An 18,215-nucleotide genomic window follows, 5' to 3' on the forward strand; every position below is an offset into this window, starting at 1 on the left:
GCATCAGTTCGGCTGGACGGCGCGTTCGTCGCGTTGCAGCACGCCGTCGGCCTGGCTCCACCAGACCCAGGCCTTGGGCGTCATGCTCACCAGCGACTGGCCGGCCGCAAAGACGCGGTCGCGCTGGTCGTGGCTGCAACTGGGCAGGTAGAGCTCCAGCAGCTCCGGGTCCCACCAGCTCCAGGGCCGGCGGTCGCCGTTGGGCAGGCGCACCTCGGCGAGGTCGCGGGCGAGTTCACGCATGGTCAGCAGCGGGCGGTTGGAACGCATCAGCACGCCCCAGCCGGTGAAAGCGGTGGTGGCTTCGTCGATCAGCCAGCGCAGCAGCGCGCTGTCGGGGGCCAGCTCGGCGATATAGGCGGCCTGGGCGGCCTGCGCGGCCGGCAGCGCGCCGCGACGCAGGCAGTCCCAGTCGGCCTTGCCCTGCGCCAGCCGGGCCGGCAGGTCGGGCACCACGCGTCCGTCGATGACGGCATGCACGCGCGCGCCGTCCGCTGCCCACAGGGAGGCTTCGAGTTGGGCAAGGCTGAAGGCCGCGCTCATGGGCTGACCCTAGGCGCCATGCGCTGGCCCGCCGAGCGGGAATGAGCCCCTGCGGGCAGCCGTGCGGGGCTCATGCGAGTCAGAGGTCGTCCAGTTTGTCGGAAATAGCTTTGCCAATTTCGATCGCCTGGTCCACTTCCGTGATGCCCGTGACGCTCTTGTCTTTGAGATTCTCGGACGCAGTCTTGACCACATCCATGCCCTTCTTGGCGGCGTCCAGGCCCTGAGCCGCGTAATCCTCAACGACGCCGGGAAGCTCTTCCTCCACCCACTGGTGGGCCACGTCGAGCGCGCCCTCGAGGGGCGAGTCCACCGAGCTGACCTGGCTGGTCCCTTCGTCGAGGACTTCCGTCACCGAATCCAGGGCGTGGCCGAACTCGTTGTTGGGGTCGTCGAGTTCCTTCTGGATCGCGGTCGCGGCCATGCCGCCGGCCGCGGCACCGGCCGCTGCGGCAGCGCCGGCGAGGGCGGCCGCGGCTGCCACCTTCAGCGCGGCGGCCTTGGCGGCGGCGGCGTTCGCAGCCTTCAGCGCGGCTGCTTCGGCGGCCTTCTTGGCGGCTTCGGCCGCTGAGAGGTCGGGCGCGGTGACCTCGGGCGTCGCCGCGACGGCAACCCCCTCCTTGGCGGGCACCAGCGGATCGGCGAGCAGCTTCTCGTAGTCCTCGGCCTTGGCGGGCTGGAGTTCCTCCTGGAACAGGGCCTCGGCGACTTCCTTGGGCTCAGCCGCTGCGGCCGACTCCGCCGCGCCGGCCGAGCCGCCGCCGCCGCCGCAGTTCACCTTGACCAGCGGGCCATCGATGGTGACGCCGGCCGGGCCCAGCGTGATGACGGACGAGCCGCAGACGATCTTGATGCCCATCGAGGCCTCCAGCACGATTTCCGTGCCGCCCTTGGCCTTGATGTTGAGGCCTTCCAGCAGCACGTCGGCGGCGGACTTGAGCGACACCTTGCCGGTCGCTTCGCCGACGAGGTTGCCGGTGGCCTTGAGATTGATCTTGCCGTCGCTCTGCACGTTGACGTCGCCGCCGGACTTGAGCGCGGTCTTGCCGGTGACGTCGATGCCGGCGTCGGCACCGACCTTGAGGCCGTAGTCCTTGGTCAGCATGACCTGCCAGGTGGCGCCGCCGGTGGTGAAGATGTCACCGGCCACCTTGGTGTGCAGGTCCTTGCCCAACTCGTGCATCACGTCCTTGGTGACGTTGACGTACCAGTTCTCGCCGATGACCTCCTTGCGCGTGAGCTTGACCTTCTTGGTCTCGTTCATCTCCAGGTGGTCGAAGGTGTCGCCCTTGACGAGGCGGTAGCTGTCTTTCTGGGCCTGGAACCAGACATGTTCCTTGTCCTTGGCGTCGCAGAAGCGCAATTCGTTGTGTGCGTCGGCGGCGCCGCCCTTGGTGGAGTGGCTGATCCAGGTCGCCACGTCGGCATGGTCGGGCAGATCGTAGGGCGGCGGGTTGGCGTCGTTGTGCACCGAGCCGGTCACGATGGGACGGTCCGGGTCGCCGCCGATGAAGCTCACCACCACCTCGTGGCCGACGCGCGGCAGCATCCACAGGCCCATCTTCTTGCCCGCCCAGGGCGTGGCCACGCGCACCCAGCAGGAGCTGTTGGCGTCCTTCTTGCCCTCGCGGTCCCAGGGGAACTGGATCTTGATGCGGCCGTGTTTGTCGGTGTCGATCTCATYGCCGGAGGCGCCCACCACGGTCGCGATCTGCGGCCCGTACATGCGCGGGCGCGGCGTGCTGCGTTGCGGCCGGAACAAGCCGAACTTGGCATTCAGCGCCTCGATGCTGCCGACGAAGCCGTCCCGATTGCCCTTGATGGCCTTGAGGTCCGAGATGGCCTCGTGGTCACCGTATTCGGCATGGAACTCGCAGGCCACGATGAGGTACTCGGCGTTGTCGCTGGGCAGCGGCGCATCCTCGAGCTTGAAGATCGCGCCGCAAGTCATGTGGTGGGCGTTGCATTCGCCGGAATGCAGCTGGTACATCGACTGCGCCGCCTCGATGAGCCGCTTGGCGGCGGCCTTGGCGGCCGTTCCTGATGGCTCGCTGGCGTCGACGGCCTGGTTGAACACCGCCTTGGCCGGGAACTCATAGATCTCGCCAATCTCGCCGCTGGCGACCGCGGAGCCCGAAGCGCTGGCCTCGATCTCGGTGGCCGATGCCAGGTAGTCGTAGTCGCGCACCATGGCCTTGGCCGCGCGAGCATCTTCCAGCGAATGCCAGTGGGTCATGCGGTCCTGGCCATCGAACTTGTTGGACCAGCCCACGCTCTTCACGCTCTCGGTCGGAGGCGGGTAGTGCTTGCCCATGTCGTCGATCAGCACGAGCGTGTGCGCGGCTTCGGTGTGCTCGAAGAAATAGTAGATGCCGTGATCCTCAAGGAGGCGGCTGACGAAGTCGAAATCGCTCTCCTCGTACTGCACGCAGTACTCCAGCGTCGGCAGCTTGTCCTCCAGCTTCCATTTGCTGATGCCCTTGTAGGGCTCGAGCACCGTGTCGACGATCACCTTCACCGTCTTCTTCTGGAACACCCGCGAGTTCTTGCCGCGGGTGGCAAACCACAGCCACGGCCGCAGCACGAGGGTGTAGGCGTCGTAGCGCCCGTGGCGCTCGCCGCGGATCGCCCGGATCACCTGGCCGTTGATGTAGCGCTTGATGCCGAGCTCGTCGAGCGTGACCTTGGCCAGCGTGCCGATCAGGTCGTGCAGATCGATGTACTCACGGCCGGTGAGGACGGACGCGTTGCCGACCACCTCGATGGTGTATTCCGGCAAGGTGCTCAGGCGTTCCCTGCCGTCGACGCTCAGCGCCAGGAACTTCGGGGGACCGAGGCCCTTGTCGAGCTCCGTCTTGATCGACAACGCATTGCTCATGCCCGCGACTCCTCATGCATGGTGGTGTCAGTCGAAGGCATAGCTGAAGTCGCCGTCAGCCACACCCAGGCTGACGCGCTGCAGCGGCTGGCCCGAAGCCGTGCGCGACAGGTACTCGATGGACACCTTGGGCAACACCGTGTTCGTCAGGATGGCGTCGATGATGCGGCCGCCCGACTCGGCGTTGTTGCAGCGCTTGACGATGAGCTCCACCGCCGCGTCGCTGTACTCGAAGGGGATGCGGTGATTCTCGGCCACGCGCTTGACGATGCGGCCCAGCTGCAGGCGCACGATGCGCGCCAGCATCTCGTCGCTCAGCGGGTAGTAGGGGATGGTGACGATGCGGCCCAGCAGCGCGGGCGGGAAGACCTTCTGCAGCGGCTCGGTCATCGCGCTGGCCAGCGACTCGGGGTCGGGCAGCAGCTCGGGGTCGCGGCACATATTCATGATGAGCTCGGAACCCACGTTGCTGGTCAGCAGGATGATGGTGTTCTTGAAGTCGATCATGCGGCCTTCGCCGTCTTCCATCCAGCCCTTGTCGAAGACCTGGAAGAAGAGTTCATGCACGTCGGAGTGGGCCTTCTCGACCTCGTCCAGCAGCACGACGCTGTAGGGCCGGCGGCGCACGGCCTCGGTCAGCACGCCGCCCTCGCCGTAGCCCACATAGCCGGGAGGTGCGCCCTTGAGCGTGGAGACGGTGTGCGACTCCTGGTACTCGCTCATGTTGATGGTGATGACGTTCTGCTCGCCGCCGTAGAGCGACTCGGCCAGCGCCAGCGCCGTTTCGGTCTTGCCGACGCCCGAGGTGCCGCACAGCATGAAGACGCCGATGGGCTTGTTGGGGTTGTCGAGCTTGGCACGCGAGGTCTGGATGCGGCGCGCGATCATGTCCAGGCCGTGCTGCTGGCCGATGACGCGCTGGCCCAGCGTGGCGCCCAGGCGCAGCACGGCTTCCAGCTCGTTCTTGACCATGCGGCCGACGGGGATGCCGGTCCAGTCGGCGACGACGCTGGCCACGGCCTGGGCGTCGACCGAGGGCAGGATCAGCGGGTGATCGCCCTGCAGCTCGGCGAGCTGGGCCTTGGCGGCTTGCATGTCGGCCAGCAGGCCGTCGCGGCCAGGCGCGGCGGTGGCTTCGTCGACCGGTTGCCCATCACCACGCAGCTTGGCGCGCAGCTCCAGGATCTTGGCGACGACGTCCTTCTCCTGCTGCCAGCGCACTTCCAGTGTGGCCAGCCGCGCGCGTTCCTTGGCGAGCGACTCCTCGACCGTGGTGCCGCGGTCGCCGATGTGCACGCCCACCTGGGCCTCGCGGCCGATGATGCCCTGCTCGATCTCCAGCGACTCGATGCGGCGCTTGCAGTCCTCGACCTCGGCCGGCATCGCATGCTGGCTGACGGCGACGCGGGCGCAGGCGGTGTCGAGCAGGCTGACGGCCTTGTCGGGCAGCTGGCGGGCCGGGATGTAGCGGTGCGACAGCTTGACGGCGGCCTCGATGGCTTCGTCGAGCAGCTGGACCTGGTGGTGCTTTTCCAGCACCGTGGCCACGCCGCGAAGCATCAGGATGGCCTTCTTCTCGTCGGGCTCCTCGACCTGCACGGTCTGGAAGCGCCGGGTCAGGGCCGGGTCCTTCTCGATGTACTTCTTGTACTCGGCCCAGGTCGTGGCACCCACGGTGCGCAGGTTGCCGCGCGCAAGCGCCGGCTTGAGCAGGTTGGCCGCGTCGCCCGTGCCAGCCGCACCGCCAGCGCCCACCAGCGTGTGGATCTCGTCGATGAACAGGATGATGGGCGTGGGGCTTTGCTGCACCTCGTCGATGACCTGGCGCAGGCGCTGCTCGAACTCGCCCTTCATGGACGCACCCGCCTGCAGCAGGCCGATGTCCAGCGTCAGCAGCGTGACGCCCTGCATGGGCGGCGGCACGTCGCCGCGCGCCAGGCGCAGCGCAAAGCCTTCGACGACGGCCGTCTTGCCGACGCCGGCCTCGCCGGTCAGCAGCGGGTTGTTCTGGCGGCGGCGCATCAGGATGTCGACGATCTGGCGGATCTCGTCATCACGGCCCGTCACCGGGTCGATCTCGCCCTTGCGCGCCTTCTCGGTCAGGTCGACGGTGAATTTCTTCAGCGCTTCCTGGCGGCCCATGGCGGCCGGCGCCATCGCGCCCTCGGCCGAGCCGGGCTGGCCCGAGTTCAGCGCGCTGCCGTCGGTGGCACCCAGGCCGGCTTCGCCGGTCTTGCCGATAAGGCTTTGCAGCTTGTCGGCCAGGTCGTCGGGCTTGATCTTCTCGAACTGGCGCGAGATGCCGAACAGCGCTTCACGCAGCGTGCGCGTGGACAGCAGCGCCAGCAGCAGGTGGCCGCTGCGCACCTGGGCGTCGCCATACATCAGCGTCGCATAGACCCAGCCCTGCTGGATGGCGTGGGTGATGTGCTCGGAGAAATCACTGATGGCCGTCGAGCCGCGTGGCAGGCGGTCCAGGGCCGTCGTCACGTCACGCGCGAGCGCGGCGGCATCCAGCCCGTAGTGGCGCACGATGGCGCTGACGTCGGATTCGTTGTTCTCCAGCAGCTGGGTGATCCAGTGCACCAGCTCGACATAAGGGTTGCCCCTGAGCTTGCAGAAGACGGTGGCGCCTTCGATGGATTTGTAGGCGAGCGGATTGAGTTTTCCGAACAGGGCTTGGCGGCTGATATCGGTCATAAGGATCTCCTCAGTGCTTGGTGGACGGCGAGGCCGTTCAGTTCCACCCCTGAGGGAATCCAGGTGTCAATCGAGGTGGGCCGGCGCCAGCGAAGGCTTCAAGGGGGTGCGGCAGATGCTCTCGACGTTCATGATGAGCTGGTCCGCCCGCGCCCGCGGCCGTTGGCTGTTGAGCCAGGCGCTGCGGCCCAGTTTGCCGATGCCGGGCTGGCGGCCCAGGGGCCAGGCCGGCACTTCGGCCGGCTTCAGCCGCAGTTGCACGTCCCACGCAAACTCGAAGCCGACGAACTGCCTGACCATGGCCTGCAGGGCTTCGAGCCGCTGGCCCTGGGGCAGGAAGGACTCGAAGTCAGGCCATTTCAGCGGGCCGATGACGATGCGGAACTTGTGCTGCACGTCCCAGACCCGGCTGCCCAGCATCGCGCCGTGGCCCAGTGCCATGCCGGGGCTGGCGTGGCGGCCGACCCGGGTGCGTTCGTCGGGGTCCAGCGCCATCCAGTGGCCGCAGAATTGCTGCACCTGCACCGGCACGCCGAAGCGCAGCGCGATCCAGGATTGCAGCCCGTCGGCATCCCGCACCGAGCGTGCCAGCCGACCGACGAAGAACAGCTTGGGGAAGTCGCCCGAAGCGTCGCGCTCGCGCTGCGAGGGTTCGGCCAGGCCGATCAGTGCGCCGACATGGCGAACGATGGGCGCTTCCCGGCCCCGGTCCATGCTGACGACGGGGTTGGCGCGCGCCCAGGACCGGTAGAACAACAGGCCGAAGCGATGCAGCAGCATGTCGACGAAGGCCGCGAAGCTGCGGTCGCCGTGGTGCATCTGGCGCTCGCGCGCGTACTCGGTCAGGTGGGTGGGCAGGGCGCCATTGGGGCCGAACAGGCCGATGACGCGTTGCACCAGGCGTGGCGGCCCATGGGGGTTGGCCTCGAGGCGGGAGATCGGCCCGGGCGGAAAGTCCAGGGCCGGCTCGCCGCTGAAACGGATGGCCTCGTCCCCCGGGCGCAGCGCATCGCCCAGCCGCGGCTTGTGGGCGTGGGCCGCCTCGATGCGGCGCAGGGCCTGGAAGAGATCGAAACGCCCGGGCCGCTCCTTCAGCGCCTGCAGCAGGGCGGCGGCTTCGTCGGCGTCGGCGGCTTGTTTCACAGCAGGGCCCGGGAGCCGCTCAGCGGTGCCCAGCGCTTGAGGTCGCCACGCGTGCGCGACACCAGCAAGGTCTGGACGAAGCTGTTCATCGACGCGTGGCGGCTGAAATAGTGGTGCAGCACCGAGCCGAGCAAGGCCGCGCTGCCGCCCTCGAAGGAGAGCTCGTCCACGGTGATCTGAACCTCCATGCCGCGGCCGAAGGCGATGGGCCCCGGCGCCGGGTGGCGGCGCACGACGGGGATCACGCGCACGTCGCGGAGGCCCTCGATCTGGCGCTGCAGCGCCGGCGCGGCGCCTTGCGCGAACACTCCCACCAGTTCACGCAGGGCCAGGGCGCCGCGCTGGGGGTCTTCGTTCATCAGCGACAGGTAGTTCAGTGACAGCAGCGACAGCAGCCGCCAGGCCAGTGCGCCTTCGCGCGCCGCGCTGATCGGGCGCGACGGCCCGGCCACGATGCTGATGCCCTGCACGGGCGCGCGGGTTTCCAGCGTCAGCGCCGACTCGCCGCCGCCGGTGGGCATGAACAGCGGCAAATCGCGGTTGGTGCAGCGGATCTGGGCGCTGAGCTGGCGCAGTTCACGGCGGTAGGGCGCGCGCTGCAGGTCCACCAGCGACAGGAAGACCTCGGAGCCGACATAGGCCGAGCGCGGTCCCTCGCGCTTGCCTTTTTCGCTGGTCAGACGGGGCTCGCGCTGGCAACTGAAGAAACCGGCGGCGCCGGCCGGGTCGGCATGCGGGACGTCGAAGAGCGGCAGGAATTTCAGCTCGTCGGTGTCGCCGGAGAAGCCGGTGACCGCGCTGACGTCGAAGACCTCGAAATCGGTTCCCGCCAGCCGGTCGGGGATGACCTGGAAAGCGGTGCTGGTGTCGTCCACCGTGATGCGTTCGGCGCGGCGATCGAACAGGTTGATCGCCGGCACGCAGTTGAGCGCGAAGTTGGCCGGCTCGCCGCTGCCCTCCATGGACGGGTCATGCCGGTCGAACAGGAAGACCAGCTCGAAGCTGTTGCCCTGGCAGCGCGCGAAGGCCTGGGCCAGGCCGGCCACGTCGACGAACAGGAAGCGCTGCGGGAAGGCGAAGTACTCCTGCATCAGCCGCGTGCCGGACAGGCCGCGCAGCGTGACGGGCAGCATGGCTTCGTCGTCGGCGAGGCCGACCGGCCGCACATGGTTGGGTCCGAGGAAGACACGCTGCGGTGGCGCCGATGCGGTGCCGCCGGCGCTGGCCAGCACGCCCACGCAGCGGCAGGTCAGCAGCTCGTGCAGCTTGAGTGCAACGTCCTGCAGCCCGCCCATGAAGAAGCGCAGGCTGTTCAGCGGCAATTGCGCGAAACGCATGCCGGCGGGCAGTTCCAGCTTGACCCGCACGCCGCTCTTGGGACGGTCGCGCAGCGGCAGGCTGCTCAGCGGGATGTCGGTGGCGCTGAGGAAATACTCGACCTGGGCGACCTTGATGGGCGTCAGCGTGACGGGCTGGGCGGTGCGGAACTCGCAACGTGTTGGTCCCAGCGCCGTGCGCGGCCCCATCAGCGCGCTGCCGCGCGGCAGCGTGAAGCCGGCGATCAGGTTGGGGTCATTGCCCGGCGTGAGCTGGGCCACCAGCATGGACGGCAGCGGCGCGCCGAGGTTGGGGCTGACCATGTCCAGCAGGCGCTGGGCGAGCTGGGGGAACTCGGCGTCCTGCTTGAGCTGCACGCGCGCGGCCAGGAAGGCGGCGCCTTCGAGCAGCCGCTCGACATAGGGGTCGGCCACTTCCAGGCCTTCCATGCCCAGGCGGCCGGCGATCTTGGGGAACTCGCGCGCGAATTCGCCGCCCATCTCGCGGAGATAGCGCAGTTCCTGGTTGTAGTAGCGGAGGAGGCGGGGGTCCATTCAGCTGATCGTATTCGGGCCGAGACTGGGCGAGGGGCTCATCTCATGTCCCGAACTGCGGCCTGGCCGGTGTCGACGTCGACATCGGCGTTCAGCACCAGTTCCAGCGGCACGGGCTGGTTCCACATCTGGCCCTTGATGGTCAGGCGCAGGCTGGTGGGGCGCAGGCCGGTGCTCATGTCGTTGACGATGCGGACCTCGACCGTCGCCGGGTCCAGGCGCGGCTCGAAGCGGATGATGGACTGGCGCACCTGGGCTTCGATGATGGGGAAGTTGTGCACCGAGAAGGCCTGGCCCGTCAGCGGCAGGATGCCGAAGTTGAGCACCGAGTCACGCGCGTAGGGCACGCTCTGCCACAGCGCCACGCGCTCGCGGTCCGGGTGCCAGCGCGGGTCGGGTTCTTCGCAGACGGCATTGAACAGCCACGACAGGTCGCGCAGCACCGCGTCGCGCAGCTGGCGGCGGTTGAGCACGCGGGCTTCAAGGGTCTCGGACTTGGTGCCGGGATCGTTGTCGGTGAGCCGGTCCAGCAGCGAAGGCTGGAGGCGGTCCTGGGCGCCAAGCCCGGCCATCAGCTGGCCTCGGTGGGCGCGGCCTCGCCGGTGTCGAAAGTGATTTCGCGGATGGCCATCAAATCGTGGTCGCCGATGTCGCTGGTGAGCACGCGCTGGCCGAGGCCGGCATAGCGGTCCTCGCCCGGCAGCGGGGCCCACTCCGTCTTGCGCGCCAGGTTGATGAGGCCGTCGGCGCTCTTCTCGGAGCCGGGGTAGCGCGTCGGCACCAGGGCGACGCTGTTGCCGCCGTTGGTGAAGCTCAGCTGCGCCGGCATCCAGACGCAATCGCGCAGGTCTTCGGGCGCATCGAAATGGACCTTGGCCAGGTGCTTGAACGGCACCCAGGTGTAGTGACCGTTGAGGCAGACCTCGAGCACGGGGCCGAGGCGCGAATCCGCATCGGCCAGCCACTCGAAGGGCTGGCCGTCGATGCTGCCGGCGCTCGTTGGTGCGGCCTCGAAGGCCTTGCTGGCGAGGTCGGCGGCGAGCTGGACGTTTCCTTCGCCCTGCTGCTTGAGGGACTCGATCAGCTGGGCCACCCAGGCCTCGGGCTGGCCGAAGACGACGGGCGTGCGCTTGCCGGCAAACACCTCGGCCCGCAGCAGCTCGCAGCGGATGGCATGGCCGACGGTCTCGCGCATGGGGATGGCGAGACCGTCCATGTCGGCGACGACATTGAGCTGGGTGTGGGCACGCTCCCACTGGCCCAGCACGCTGAGCAGCTGGGACATGAAGGTGCGCAGCTTGGGGTCGGCCGGCTTGGCGCGCACCGCCTCGGTCAGCTTGGCCAGGGCCGCACGCGGGTCACCGGCGCGCAGCGCCTCTTCGGCGGCTTGTTGGGGAGTCAGGTCAGAAGCCATGGCCGCAGTCCGTGCAAAAACGCGCCTGGCGCGAGAGGGTGACGCCGCAGGCCGGGCAGCTCTTGTGCGTGCTGGCCATGTCGAAGCCGCATTCGTGGCAGAAGCGACCGCCCTGGCTGGCCGTCTGGCAGTTGGGGCAGGTCGAGCCGCCACCGCTGGACGCGTCGTAGCCGCCTGCGCTTGAGCCGGCACCGGCGCCAGACTTCGCCGCGCAGTCACGGCAACTGCCCGTGCTGCTGTTCCAGCATTCGCGGCCCACCCATTTGCGGCAGCCTTCGCAGCGCTCGTAGAGTGCCGCCGCAGCCGCCCGGGCTTCTTCCAGCGCCTCGGCCTTGGCACTGCCGCCGCCCGCTTCGGCAAAGGCGCCGGTGGCGCGGCTGGCCTTGTTCAGGTCGTAGAACATGAAGGCGAAGCGACTCAGCCAGCCGGTGATCTGGCCTTTGCGATAGGGCTTGAAGGCCGAACGCGAGGCCTCGCCGCACTTCTCGCAGAAGAACTCGAACTGGAAGCCGGCCGACACGTCGCTCATGGACGTGCTGACATCGCGGTAGTTGGTCAGGGGCATATCGGTATTCCAGCTTCCTGGCGTGGCACGGCGGCGTCTTTCGGGCCGTGCGCTGGGCCGCTCCCGAGCCGGCCCGTCTGGCGATGTGCTTGCGGCTCGCTGCCGCAAGCATCGCCGTTCCCTCGGGGGCTGAGGCCGGACACATGGCGCCCAGCGGGCGGCATGTGCCTGCCGAAGGGCTGCGGCCCATGCCGCAGCGCGGTCTGCAAGACCGACTGGCATGGCCCGCGTTCAGCGTGGCCGTGGCGGGCGAGGGGCTTCATATCGGCGAGCCGATGTTCTTCATCGTGAAGGCGCGCATGGTGCCCTGCGAGGCCGTCTTGGCCGCGCCCTGGACTGCGTTGCCGTGCGAGTAATGCGAGGGCGGATTCTTGTAGACATAGGCCAGCGCGCCGAACTCGCAGGTCCACTCTTCCATCATCTCGGTCATCAGGTCCGACACCGAGACCACCAGCCTGTAGTCGAGCAGGCGGATCTTCTGGATGGTGAACACCAGCGAGGTGCCGTCCGCCGCGGTGGCCGAACGCTTGTGGATGGTGAGGGTGCCCGACGGAAAGATGTCGCCGGCCTTCATCGAGTTCAGCATCTGCGTGCTGGAGAGGTCGATGCGCTTGGTGAAGGTGATCTCGAAATTGCGGTTGCGATCCGCCGCGGCGTAGGCCGCGCTGCGCTTCTCGTCCTCGGAGGGCGGGTCCGCGCTCTTTTCGGCCTTCTTGCCGATGGCTCCGAACGACTTCTCGTAGTCCTTCCAGAGCTTCTTGCGTTGGCCGACATATTCCGCGTGAGCCTCGTGGGGATCCTTGCCTGCGTCCAACGCCTTCAGGTAGGCCTTGTCGACGGCGTCATCCGCCTTCTCATAGTCGGAACTGAGATGCTTGCGCTTGAGCTCGCTGCTTTTTTGAGTGTCGGCCAGCTCTCTCGCCTCTTCGAAGGCGCTGCTCACCTTTTCGGCGTTCTTGCGCTCTTCCTCGTTGTGCAGATTCCATTTCATGGACTCGATCAGCACCTGGCCCTGGAAGAGGTGGGACACGGACTCGCCCACGATCGGGACGCGGGTCGGTCGCAGCAGGATCATGAAGATGTCGGCGTCGGCGCCCATGTCTTGCCTGTCGGTTTTAGAGGTCGCCGGAGGGGACCGTGTAGAAGAACGGTGCCGTGGGCAGGTTGTCCTTGCCCATCGTCTTCATGTAGGCGAGCTTGATGCTCTTGAAGTTCAGCACCCAGCTCTCGATCACCTCCTTGGAGATGCCGTCGTCCCGTATCTCCAGCGAGCAGCTTTCGAAGTAGCCGTTGGTGGCCGCCAGCACGAGACCCGGCTGGTGGATGAGCCGGCCCTGCTGCTTGATGTTGAGCAGCGTGAGCGATGCGCTGATCACGGGGATGTGGTTGTCCAGGCAGGAATGCATCAGCGATGAGCCGACGTCGAACCGCTTCCTGAAGCTCAGCGGCTCCATCTTCATCGTGACCGTGCTGCCCAGACCGATCAACGAACCCGCCGCACTGGCGGCGGCGGCGGCGCGCTCGGCGAGCGTCGTCGGCTTCTTCTTGGTGCTCTTCAGGGCATGCATGCCCCAGTCGAACTCCAGGATCTCGACCGAGCCTTCCCAGCCCTCGAGCAATCCTTCACCCACCACCGGCCCTGCGGCGGTGATGAGTTGCATGAAGATGTTGGAACGGCTCATGAACAGTGAGAGGAGGGCTGCAACGACGAGACCGAATGGGCTTTGGGCATGCAGTGCCCGGCCCGGCGGCTGCCTTGGAACCGGCTTGGGCTCCGGCATCACATCGCCAAGCGATATGAGCCTTCACCGCAGCGCAAGCGCTGTGCCGGGTCACTGGCAGCGCCCCCCGATGGAGGCGAAGCCGGTGGGGGAGAACTGTTTAAGCCGACGGCGAAGCAGTACCGGCCGGGATGTCCCAGTTGTAGGTCTTGGGCGCGCCCAGCTTGCCGGACTTGTTGTCCTGCGGCTTGTATTCGATCTTGACGGTCTTGAAGACCATTTCGACCTTCTGCTGGACGGAGCCTTCCTCGGTGCCGTTCATCTGCACCTTGGTGATGAAGCAGCCTTCCATCGTCATCGTGAAGTAGGTCTCGGGCGTGGCCGAGCCCGTGGTCTTCATCATCTGCAGCTCGACCTTGGGGAAGGCCTTGCCGGTGCAGATATAGCCCATGATGACCGTCGACGAGGTGTCGAAGTAGTGTTCCCAGTTCATCTTGCCGGGGTTGGGCTTGCCGACCGAGGCGCCGCCGCCCTTGGTCCAGCTGGTCTCGGCCTCGACTTCCCAGTCCCAGCCCTGGATCTCGATCCACTTTTCCTTGCCCTTCTGGATGGACTCGCCATCGGCCTTGTCGAAGAAGGTGAGGAATGCATTGACTGCCATGTTGATATCTCCTTAGGGGTTCAAAGCGCGGGTTTGTTGGTGGTGATGAGAGATGACCCGTCCTGCTCCCGCGCCGGCGAGTTCTCTCAACTGTCTTAGGCTGACTTCTCGGACGGCAGCTTGGAGACCAGCCGCAGGGACACGGTCAGGCCTTCGAGCTGGTAGTGCGGCTTCAGGTAGAACTTGGACTGGTAGTAGCCCGGCGCGCCCTCCACTTCCGAGACCTCGACCTGGGCGGCCGCGAGCGGGCGCATGGCCTTGGTCTCTTCCGACGAGTTCATCGGGTCGCCGTCGACGTAGTTCAGGATCCAGCTGTTCAGCCAGTCTTCCATCGCGTCGCGCGACTTGAAGGAGCCGACCTTGTCGCGCACGATGCACTTCAGGTAGTGGGCGAAACGGTTGCAGGCGAACAGATAGGGCAGGCGGGCCGCCAGGGCGGCATTGGCGGTCGCGTCGGCGTCGTCGTACTCGGCGGGCTTTTGCAGCGACTGGCCGCTGATGAAGGCGGCGAAGTCGCTGTTCTTGCGGTGCACCATCGACAGGAAGCCGTTCTTGCTCAGCTCGGCCTCGCGGCGATCCGAGATGGCGATCTCGGTCGGGCACTTCATGTCCACGCCGCCGTCGTCGGTCGGGAAGGTGTGGGTGGGCAGGCCCGTCACCGCGCCGCCCGACTCGATGCCGCGGATGCGCGAGCACCAGCCGTACTGCTTGAACGAGCTGTTGATGTTGACGGCCATCGCGTAGGCGGCGTTGGACCAGGTGTACTTGCTGTGGTCGGCGCCTTCGGTGTCTTCCTCGAAGGCGAATTCGTCGACCGGCGCGGTTTTGGCGCCATAGGGCACGCGCGACAGGAAGCGCGGCATGCACAGGGCCAGGTAGCGGGCGTCGTCCGATTCACGCAGCGAGCGCCAGGCGGCGTATTCGGGCGTCGTGAAGATCTTGGTCAGGTCGCGCGGGTTGGCGAGTTCCTGCCAGCTTTCCATCTGCATGACGCTGGGCGCCGCGCCAGTCACGAAGGGGGCGTGGGCGGCAGCGGCGATCTTGGACAGCTCGCCCAGCAGCTCGACGTCGGGCGGCGTGTGGTCGAAGTGGTAGTCGCCCACCAGGCAGCCATAGGGCTCGCCGCCGAACTGGCCGTATTCCTCTTCGTAGAGCTTCTTGAACAGCGGCGACTGGTCCCAGGCCGTGCCCTTGTAGCGCTTCAGCGTCTTGCCCAGGTCCGTCTTGGACACGTTCAGCACGCGGATCTTGAGCTGCTCGTCGGTCTCGGTGTTGTTGACGAGGTAGTGCAGGCCGCGCCAGGCGGACTCCAGCTTCTGGAAGTCCTCGTGGTGCATGATCAGGTTGACCTGCTCGGTGAGCTTGCTGTCGATGGCCGCGATCATGGCCTCGATGGTCTTGACGGCATCGTCGCTGAGCAGCGTCGTGTTGGACAGCGCCTGCTGGGCCAGCGTCTGCACCGCCTGCGCGACGGCGCCGCGTGCTTCCTCGGTCTTGGGCTTGAATTCCTTGTTCAGCAGTGCCGCGAAGTCATTGCCTTCGAAGGTCACGCCCGCCAGGGCCGATGCTGACTGTTCCGCTTGGGTCATGTTTGAAACTCCGGTCGTTTCAGTGTCTTGGGAGGGACTGCGGCTTATTCCGACTTGGGCGCGTCGGTCAGCGTCTTCAGCAGCGTCGGGTCGGCCAGCACCTTGGCGATCAGGTCGCCGGCGCCGCTCTTGCCGTCCATGTAGGTGATCAGGTTGGACAGCTGCTGGCGGGCCTCGAGCAGCTTGTTCAGGCCTTCGACCTTGCGCGCCACGGCGGCCGGCGAGAAGTCGTCCATGCTCTCGAAGGTGATGTCCACCGGCAGGTTGCCCTCGCCGGTCAGCGTGTTCTCGACCTGGAATGCGACGCGCGGCTTCATGGACTTCATGCGCGAGTCGAAGTTGTCGACGTCGATCTCGAGGAACTTGCGGTCCGACACCGGCGGCAGCGGATCCTCGGGCTTGCCGGACAGGTCGGCCATCACGCCCATCACGAAGGGCAGCTGCACCTTCTTCTCGGCGCCATAGAGCTCCACGTCGTACTCGATCTGCACCCGCGGTGCCCGGTTGCGGGCGATGAATTTCTGGCTGCTCTTGCTCATTTCAATGCTCCTTGCGGACGGGATTCAGGGATTCAAAGGCGTTGCGCCGCGACAGACTGAAGGAGGGGCCTTGATACAGACGACATCGCGGCCTCTCATGCGACTACTGCAGGCTGTCCGGGTCAACACCCAGCATACGGGCCACTTCGCCAACGGCCTCGGGGGCAAACTCTCGTACGAGCTGCAGGAAGTTGCGGTCGATGAGACGTTGCGCACGGCGCAGCAGATCCGCGGCCGGGTTGGTGGGTTCGTTCTTTTCCAGATAGGCGCAGACGAGGTCGATGGCGCGCACGGCGTCGGCGCGGCTCTCGATGCTGCCCATGCCACCGCCGCCGCCGCCGCGACCGCGTCGGGCCGGGGCAGGCGAGTCGTCGCCGCCGGCGCTGTCGTCGATGCCCAGGTCGTTCAACATGCCGGCCAGGTCATCCGAGTCGGCGTCGATGCTGACCGGGCTGGGCGAGACGGCGGCCACGCTGTCCAGCATGCTGCGCAGCGGTGCGAAGTCGGGCAGCTCGCCGTAGCCCAGGCGGGCCGTCAGGCATTCGGTCAGGGCGTCCAGGGCGGCCAGGGCGTCCGTCGCCTGGGTGTTGACCTGCGGGTTGTCGCCCACCGCGTCGGCCAGCATGCTTTCGATCTGGCCCCGCGAGGGCACCGACTCGTCGTCGCGCGGCACCAGGTCGCCCATCGCGATCTCGATGTCGCGCACGCTGATCTGGCCGATGGCGCGGTCGTTCAGCACGAGGCTGGCGCGCACGTCGCCGAGGGTGACATCCAGGCTGGCCAGCTCGCCCAGCACATTGACGCGGGCGAAGGCGTCGCCGTCGTCCGGGCGGGGGTGGAGCTCGTCCCACCAGCGCACCAGCAGTTGCTCGAAGAGGCGCAGCCCTGGCGCCAGCGTCGCGAAGCCCTCCAGGCGCAGGCGGGCGCGCAGCCACAGATTGGCCACGCGCAGGTCACGGCTGCGGCTGTTGAGTTCTTCGGCCTGGCTGAACACGGCGCGCCAGTCCGGCGGCTCGGCCGCGGCGAACTGGGTTTCGGGTTTGCCCGCGGCCGCTTGCGTCAGGGCCAGGAAGTCGTTGTCGTATTCCAGGTCCGGGCCGCAGACGTCGTCTTCGGAGACGCCCACCAGCCAGGGTGCCAACGCCGGGTCGCTGAGCGACAGCGCGGGGTCCAGCGGCTCATCAAAGGGGGTCGTGTCCATGGGCGTCCGGAAAAGAGGCTTGCAGAAGGTGCAGGCAGGGGTTCGGGCGGTAAGTAACTCGGGGCAGCGCTTAGTTCCCTGTGGCGCGCCAGTTCGCCCATGACGGGAACGGAATCGCGCCTGGCGTCACTCACCCGCATGGACGCCCCCCCTGCACGATGAACTCCTCCAGCGACCCGGAAGACAACGACGCGACCATCATCCGGCCCAGCAGCACCGCTGGCCCGGCCGCCGCTGCGCCCGCGCCTTTCGAAAACGCGCCGACGGTCATGACGGGCCCGCCCGCCGCCGCCGAGCCGGTACCGCCGCCGCCGCGCATCGAGCGCATGGACGGGGGCAATGCCCTGCCCGTCGGCAGCCGCCAGGCCGAGTTCGAGGTCACCCGCGTGCTGGGCGAGGGCGGCTTCGGCATCGTCTACCTGGCCCGCGACCACGCGCTGGAGCGCATGGTGGCCTTGAAGGAATACATGCCCGCCGCGCTGGCCCTGCGCGGCGACAGCTCCCAGGTGCGGGTGCGCTCGGAGCGCCACCGCGACACCTTCGAGATGGGCCTGAAGAGCTTCATCAACGAGGCGCGGCTGCTGGCCCAGTTCGACCACCCGGCCCTGGTCAAGGTCTACCGCTTCTGGGAGGCCAACGGCACGGCCTTCATGGTCATGCCCTTCATCGAGGGCAAGACGCTGAAGGACACCCTCAAGGAAATGCCCGGGCCGCCCGGCGAAGACTGGCTGATGAATATGCTGGCGCCGCTGACCGAGGCGCTGCTGGTGCTGCACGGCGAGAGCTGCTACCACCGCGACATCGCGCCCGACAACATCATCCTGATCGGCGGCAGCGGCCTGCCCCTGCTGCTGGACTTCGGCGCCGCGCGCCGCGTCATCGGCGACATGACGCAGGCGCTGACCGTCATCCTCAAGCCCGGCTACGCCCCCATCGAGCAGTACGCCGAAGTGCCCAGCATGAAGCAGGGGCCGTGGACCGACGTCTATGCGCTGGCCGCCGTCGTCTACTGCGCCATCACCGGCCGCACGCCGCCACCCAGCGTCGGCCGCATGGTCAAGGACGACTACGTGCCGCTCGCGCAGGCCGCCCCGCCGGGCCGCTACAGCGACCGCCTCGTCAAGGCCGTCGACCGGGCGCTGCAGGTGCTGCCCGACCAGCGCACCCAGTCCATGGCCGAATTCCGCCAGGACCTGGGCCTGGCCGGCCACTACGCGCCCAAGCCGGGCCAGATGGCGACGCTGATCCAGGCGCCCGCCGCAGCGCCGGCACCGGCCGCCAAACCGGCCGGCAGCCGCACGCCGCTGTTCGCCGGCCTCGGCCTGGCCGGGCTCGCGGTGGCCGGCGCAGCCGGCTGGTTTGCGACCCGGCCTGCGCCGCCGCCCGAGCC

15 protein-coding genes are annotated in these 18,215 nt (G+C 67.6%); 1 reads left to right on the forward strand and 14 read right to left on the reverse strand.

Annotated features, from left to right (window positions below; all coding sequences use genetic code 11):
- Positions 1–3: 3 nt before the first annotated feature.
- From AC1D2H_RS26745 to tssA, 14 genes are all read right to left on the reverse strand, one after another.
- On the reverse strand, positions 4–543 hold the full coding sequence (locus tag AC1D2H_RS26745; RefSeq protein ID WP_478012974.1) for a DUF4123 domain-containing protein: 540 nt from the start codon (positions 541–543) through the stop codon (positions 4–6).
- A gap of 79 nt (positions 544–622) precedes the next feature.
- The gene (locus AC1D2H_RS26750) at positions 623–3,421 is read right to left on the reverse strand and encodes a type VI secretion system Vgr family protein (RefSeq protein WP_478012975.1); all 2,799 of its coding nucleotides are present in this window, start codon (positions 3,419–3,421) and stop codon (positions 623–625) included.
- Between the two features lie 27 nt (positions 3,422–3,448).
- Positions 3,449–6,121, reverse strand: a complete 2,673-nt coding sequence (gene tssH, locus AC1D2H_RS26755; protein ID WP_478012976.1) for a type VI secretion system ATPase TssH — start codon at positions 6,119–6,121, stop codon at positions 3,449–3,451.
- 66 nt (positions 6,122–6,187) lie between these two features.
- The gene (tssG, locus tag AC1D2H_RS26760; RefSeq protein ID WP_477937734.1) at positions 6,188–7,264 is read right to left on the reverse strand and encodes a type VI secretion system baseplate subunit TssG; all 1,077 of its coding nucleotides are present in this window, start codon (positions 7,262–7,264) and stop codon (positions 6,188–6,190) included.
- On the reverse strand, positions 7,261–9,135 hold the full coding sequence (tssF, locus tag AC1D2H_RS26765) for a type VI secretion system baseplate subunit TssF (protein WP_478012977.1): 1,875 nt from the start codon (positions 9,133–9,135) through the stop codon (positions 7,261–7,263). The genes tssG and tssF overlap by 4 nt, the downstream gene beginning before the upstream one ends.
- A gap of 38 nt (positions 9,136–9,173) precedes the next feature.
- On the reverse strand, positions 9,174–9,707 hold the full coding sequence (gene tssE, locus AC1D2H_RS26770; RefSeq protein ID WP_477937738.1) for a type VI secretion system baseplate subunit TssE: 534 nt from the start codon (positions 9,705–9,707) through the stop codon (positions 9,174–9,176).
- Positions 9,707–10,549 carry a type VI secretion system accessory protein TagJ gene (locus AC1D2H_RS26775; protein WP_477937740.1) on the reverse strand — a complete coding sequence of 281 codons (843 nt, stop codon included), beginning with the start codon at positions 10,547–10,549 and terminating at the stop codon, positions 9,707–9,709. The genes tssE and AC1D2H_RS26775 overlap by 1 nt, the downstream gene beginning before the upstream one ends.
- Positions 10,539–11,114, reverse strand: coding sequence for a double zinc ribbon domain-containing protein (locus tag AC1D2H_RS26780; RefSeq protein WP_477937742.1), 576 nt, complete (start codon positions 11,112–11,114; stop codon positions 10,539–10,541). The genes AC1D2H_RS26775 and AC1D2H_RS26780 overlap by 11 nt, the downstream gene beginning before the upstream one ends.
- 259 nt (positions 11,115–11,373) lie before the next feature.
- Entirely contained in the window at positions 11,374–12,213 is an 840-nt protein-coding gene (locus AC1D2H_RS26785) for an Hcp family type VI secretion system effector (RefSeq protein ID WP_477937744.1), read from the reverse strand.
- A 16-nt stretch (positions 12,214–12,229) separates the two neighbouring features.
- Positions 12,230–12,796: a hypothetical protein gene (locus tag AC1D2H_RS26790; RefSeq protein ID WP_477937746.1), complete on the reverse strand. Its 567-nt coding sequence runs from the start codon at positions 12,794–12,796 to the stop codon at positions 12,230–12,232.
- A 199-nt stretch (positions 12,797–12,995) separates the two neighbouring features.
- Positions 12,996–13,496: an Hcp family type VI secretion system effector gene (locus tag AC1D2H_RS26795; RefSeq protein ID WP_477937748.1), complete on the reverse strand. Its 501-nt coding sequence runs from the start codon at positions 13,494–13,496 to the stop codon at positions 12,996–12,998.
- Between the two features lie 95 nt (positions 13,497–13,591).
- Positions 13,592–15,085 carry a type VI secretion system contractile sheath large subunit gene (gene tssC, locus AC1D2H_RS26800; protein ID WP_477937750.1) on the reverse strand — a complete coding sequence of 498 codons (1,494 nt, stop codon included), beginning with the start codon at positions 15,083–15,085 and terminating at the stop codon, positions 13,592–13,594.
- A gap of 44 nt (positions 15,086–15,129) precedes the next feature.
- Entirely contained in the window at positions 15,130–15,624 is a 495-nt protein-coding gene (gene tssB / locus AC1D2H_RS26805; RefSeq protein WP_477937753.1) for a type VI secretion system contractile sheath small subunit, read from the reverse strand.
- Positions 15,625–15,727: 103 nt separating this feature from the next.
- Entirely contained in the window at positions 15,728–16,825 is a 1,098-nt protein-coding gene (gene tssA / locus AC1D2H_RS26810) for a type VI secretion system protein TssA (protein ID WP_477937755.1), read from the reverse strand.
- Between the two features lie 158 nt (positions 16,826–16,983).
- On the opposite strand from tssA, the gene AC1D2H_RS26815 reads away from it, so the two are divergent.
- The coding region (locus AC1D2H_RS26815; RefSeq protein WP_478012978.1) for a serine/threonine protein kinase at positions 16,984–18,215 on the forward strand (1,232 nt) is incomplete at its 3' end.

It is taken from the genome of Roseateles sp. P1_C1_2 (assembly GCF_056406535.1).

Bases quoted from the DNA above. Each gene is read 5' to 3' on its own strand.
- AC1D2H_RS26795 (WP_477937748.1), bottom strand. From the start codon at position 13,496: ATGGCAGTCAATGCATTCCTCACCTTCTTCGACAAGGCCGATGGCGAG.
- tssA (WP_477937755.1), bottom strand. From the start codon at position 16,825: ATGGACACGACCCCCTTTGATGAGCCGCTGGACCCCGCGCTGTCGCTC.
- tssB (WP_477937753.1), bottom strand. From the start codon at position 15,624: ATGAGCAAGAGCAGCCAGAAATTCATCGCCCGCAACCGGGCACCGCGG.
- tssC (WP_477937750.1), bottom strand. From the start codon at position 15,085: ATGACCCAAGCGGAACAGTCAGCATCGGCCCTGGCGGGCGTGACCTTC.
- tssH (WP_478012976.1), bottom strand. From the start codon at position 6,121: ATGACCGATATCAGCCGCCAAGCCCTGTTCGGAAAACTCAATCCGCTC.
- AC1D2H_RS26785 (WP_477937744.1), bottom strand. From the start codon at position 12,213: ATGGGCGCCGACGCCGACATCTTCATGATCCTGCTGCGACCGACCCGC.
- AC1D2H_RS26745 (WP_478012974.1), bottom strand. From the start codon at position 543: ATGAGCGCGGCCTTCAGCCTTGCCCAACTCGAAGCCTCCCTGTGGGCA.
- AC1D2H_RS26790 (WP_477937746.1), bottom strand. From the start codon at position 12,796: ATGAGCCGTTCCAACATCTTCATGCAACTCATCACCGCCGCAGGGCCG.
- AC1D2H_RS26780 (WP_477937742.1), bottom strand. From the start codon at position 11,114: ATGCCCCTGACCAACTACCGCGATGTCAGCACGTCCATGAGCGACGTG.
- AC1D2H_RS26775 (WP_477937740.1), bottom strand. From the start codon at position 10,549: ATGGCTTCTGACCTGACTCCCCAACAAGCCGCCGAAGAGGCGCTGCGC.
- tssF (WP_478012977.1), bottom strand. From the start codon at position 9,135: ATGGACCCCCGCCTCCTCCGCTACTACAACCAGGAACTGCGCTATCTC.
- tssE (WP_477937738.1), bottom strand. From the start codon at position 9,707: ATGGCCGGGCTTGGCGCCCAGGACCGCCTCCAGCCTTCGCTGCTGGAC.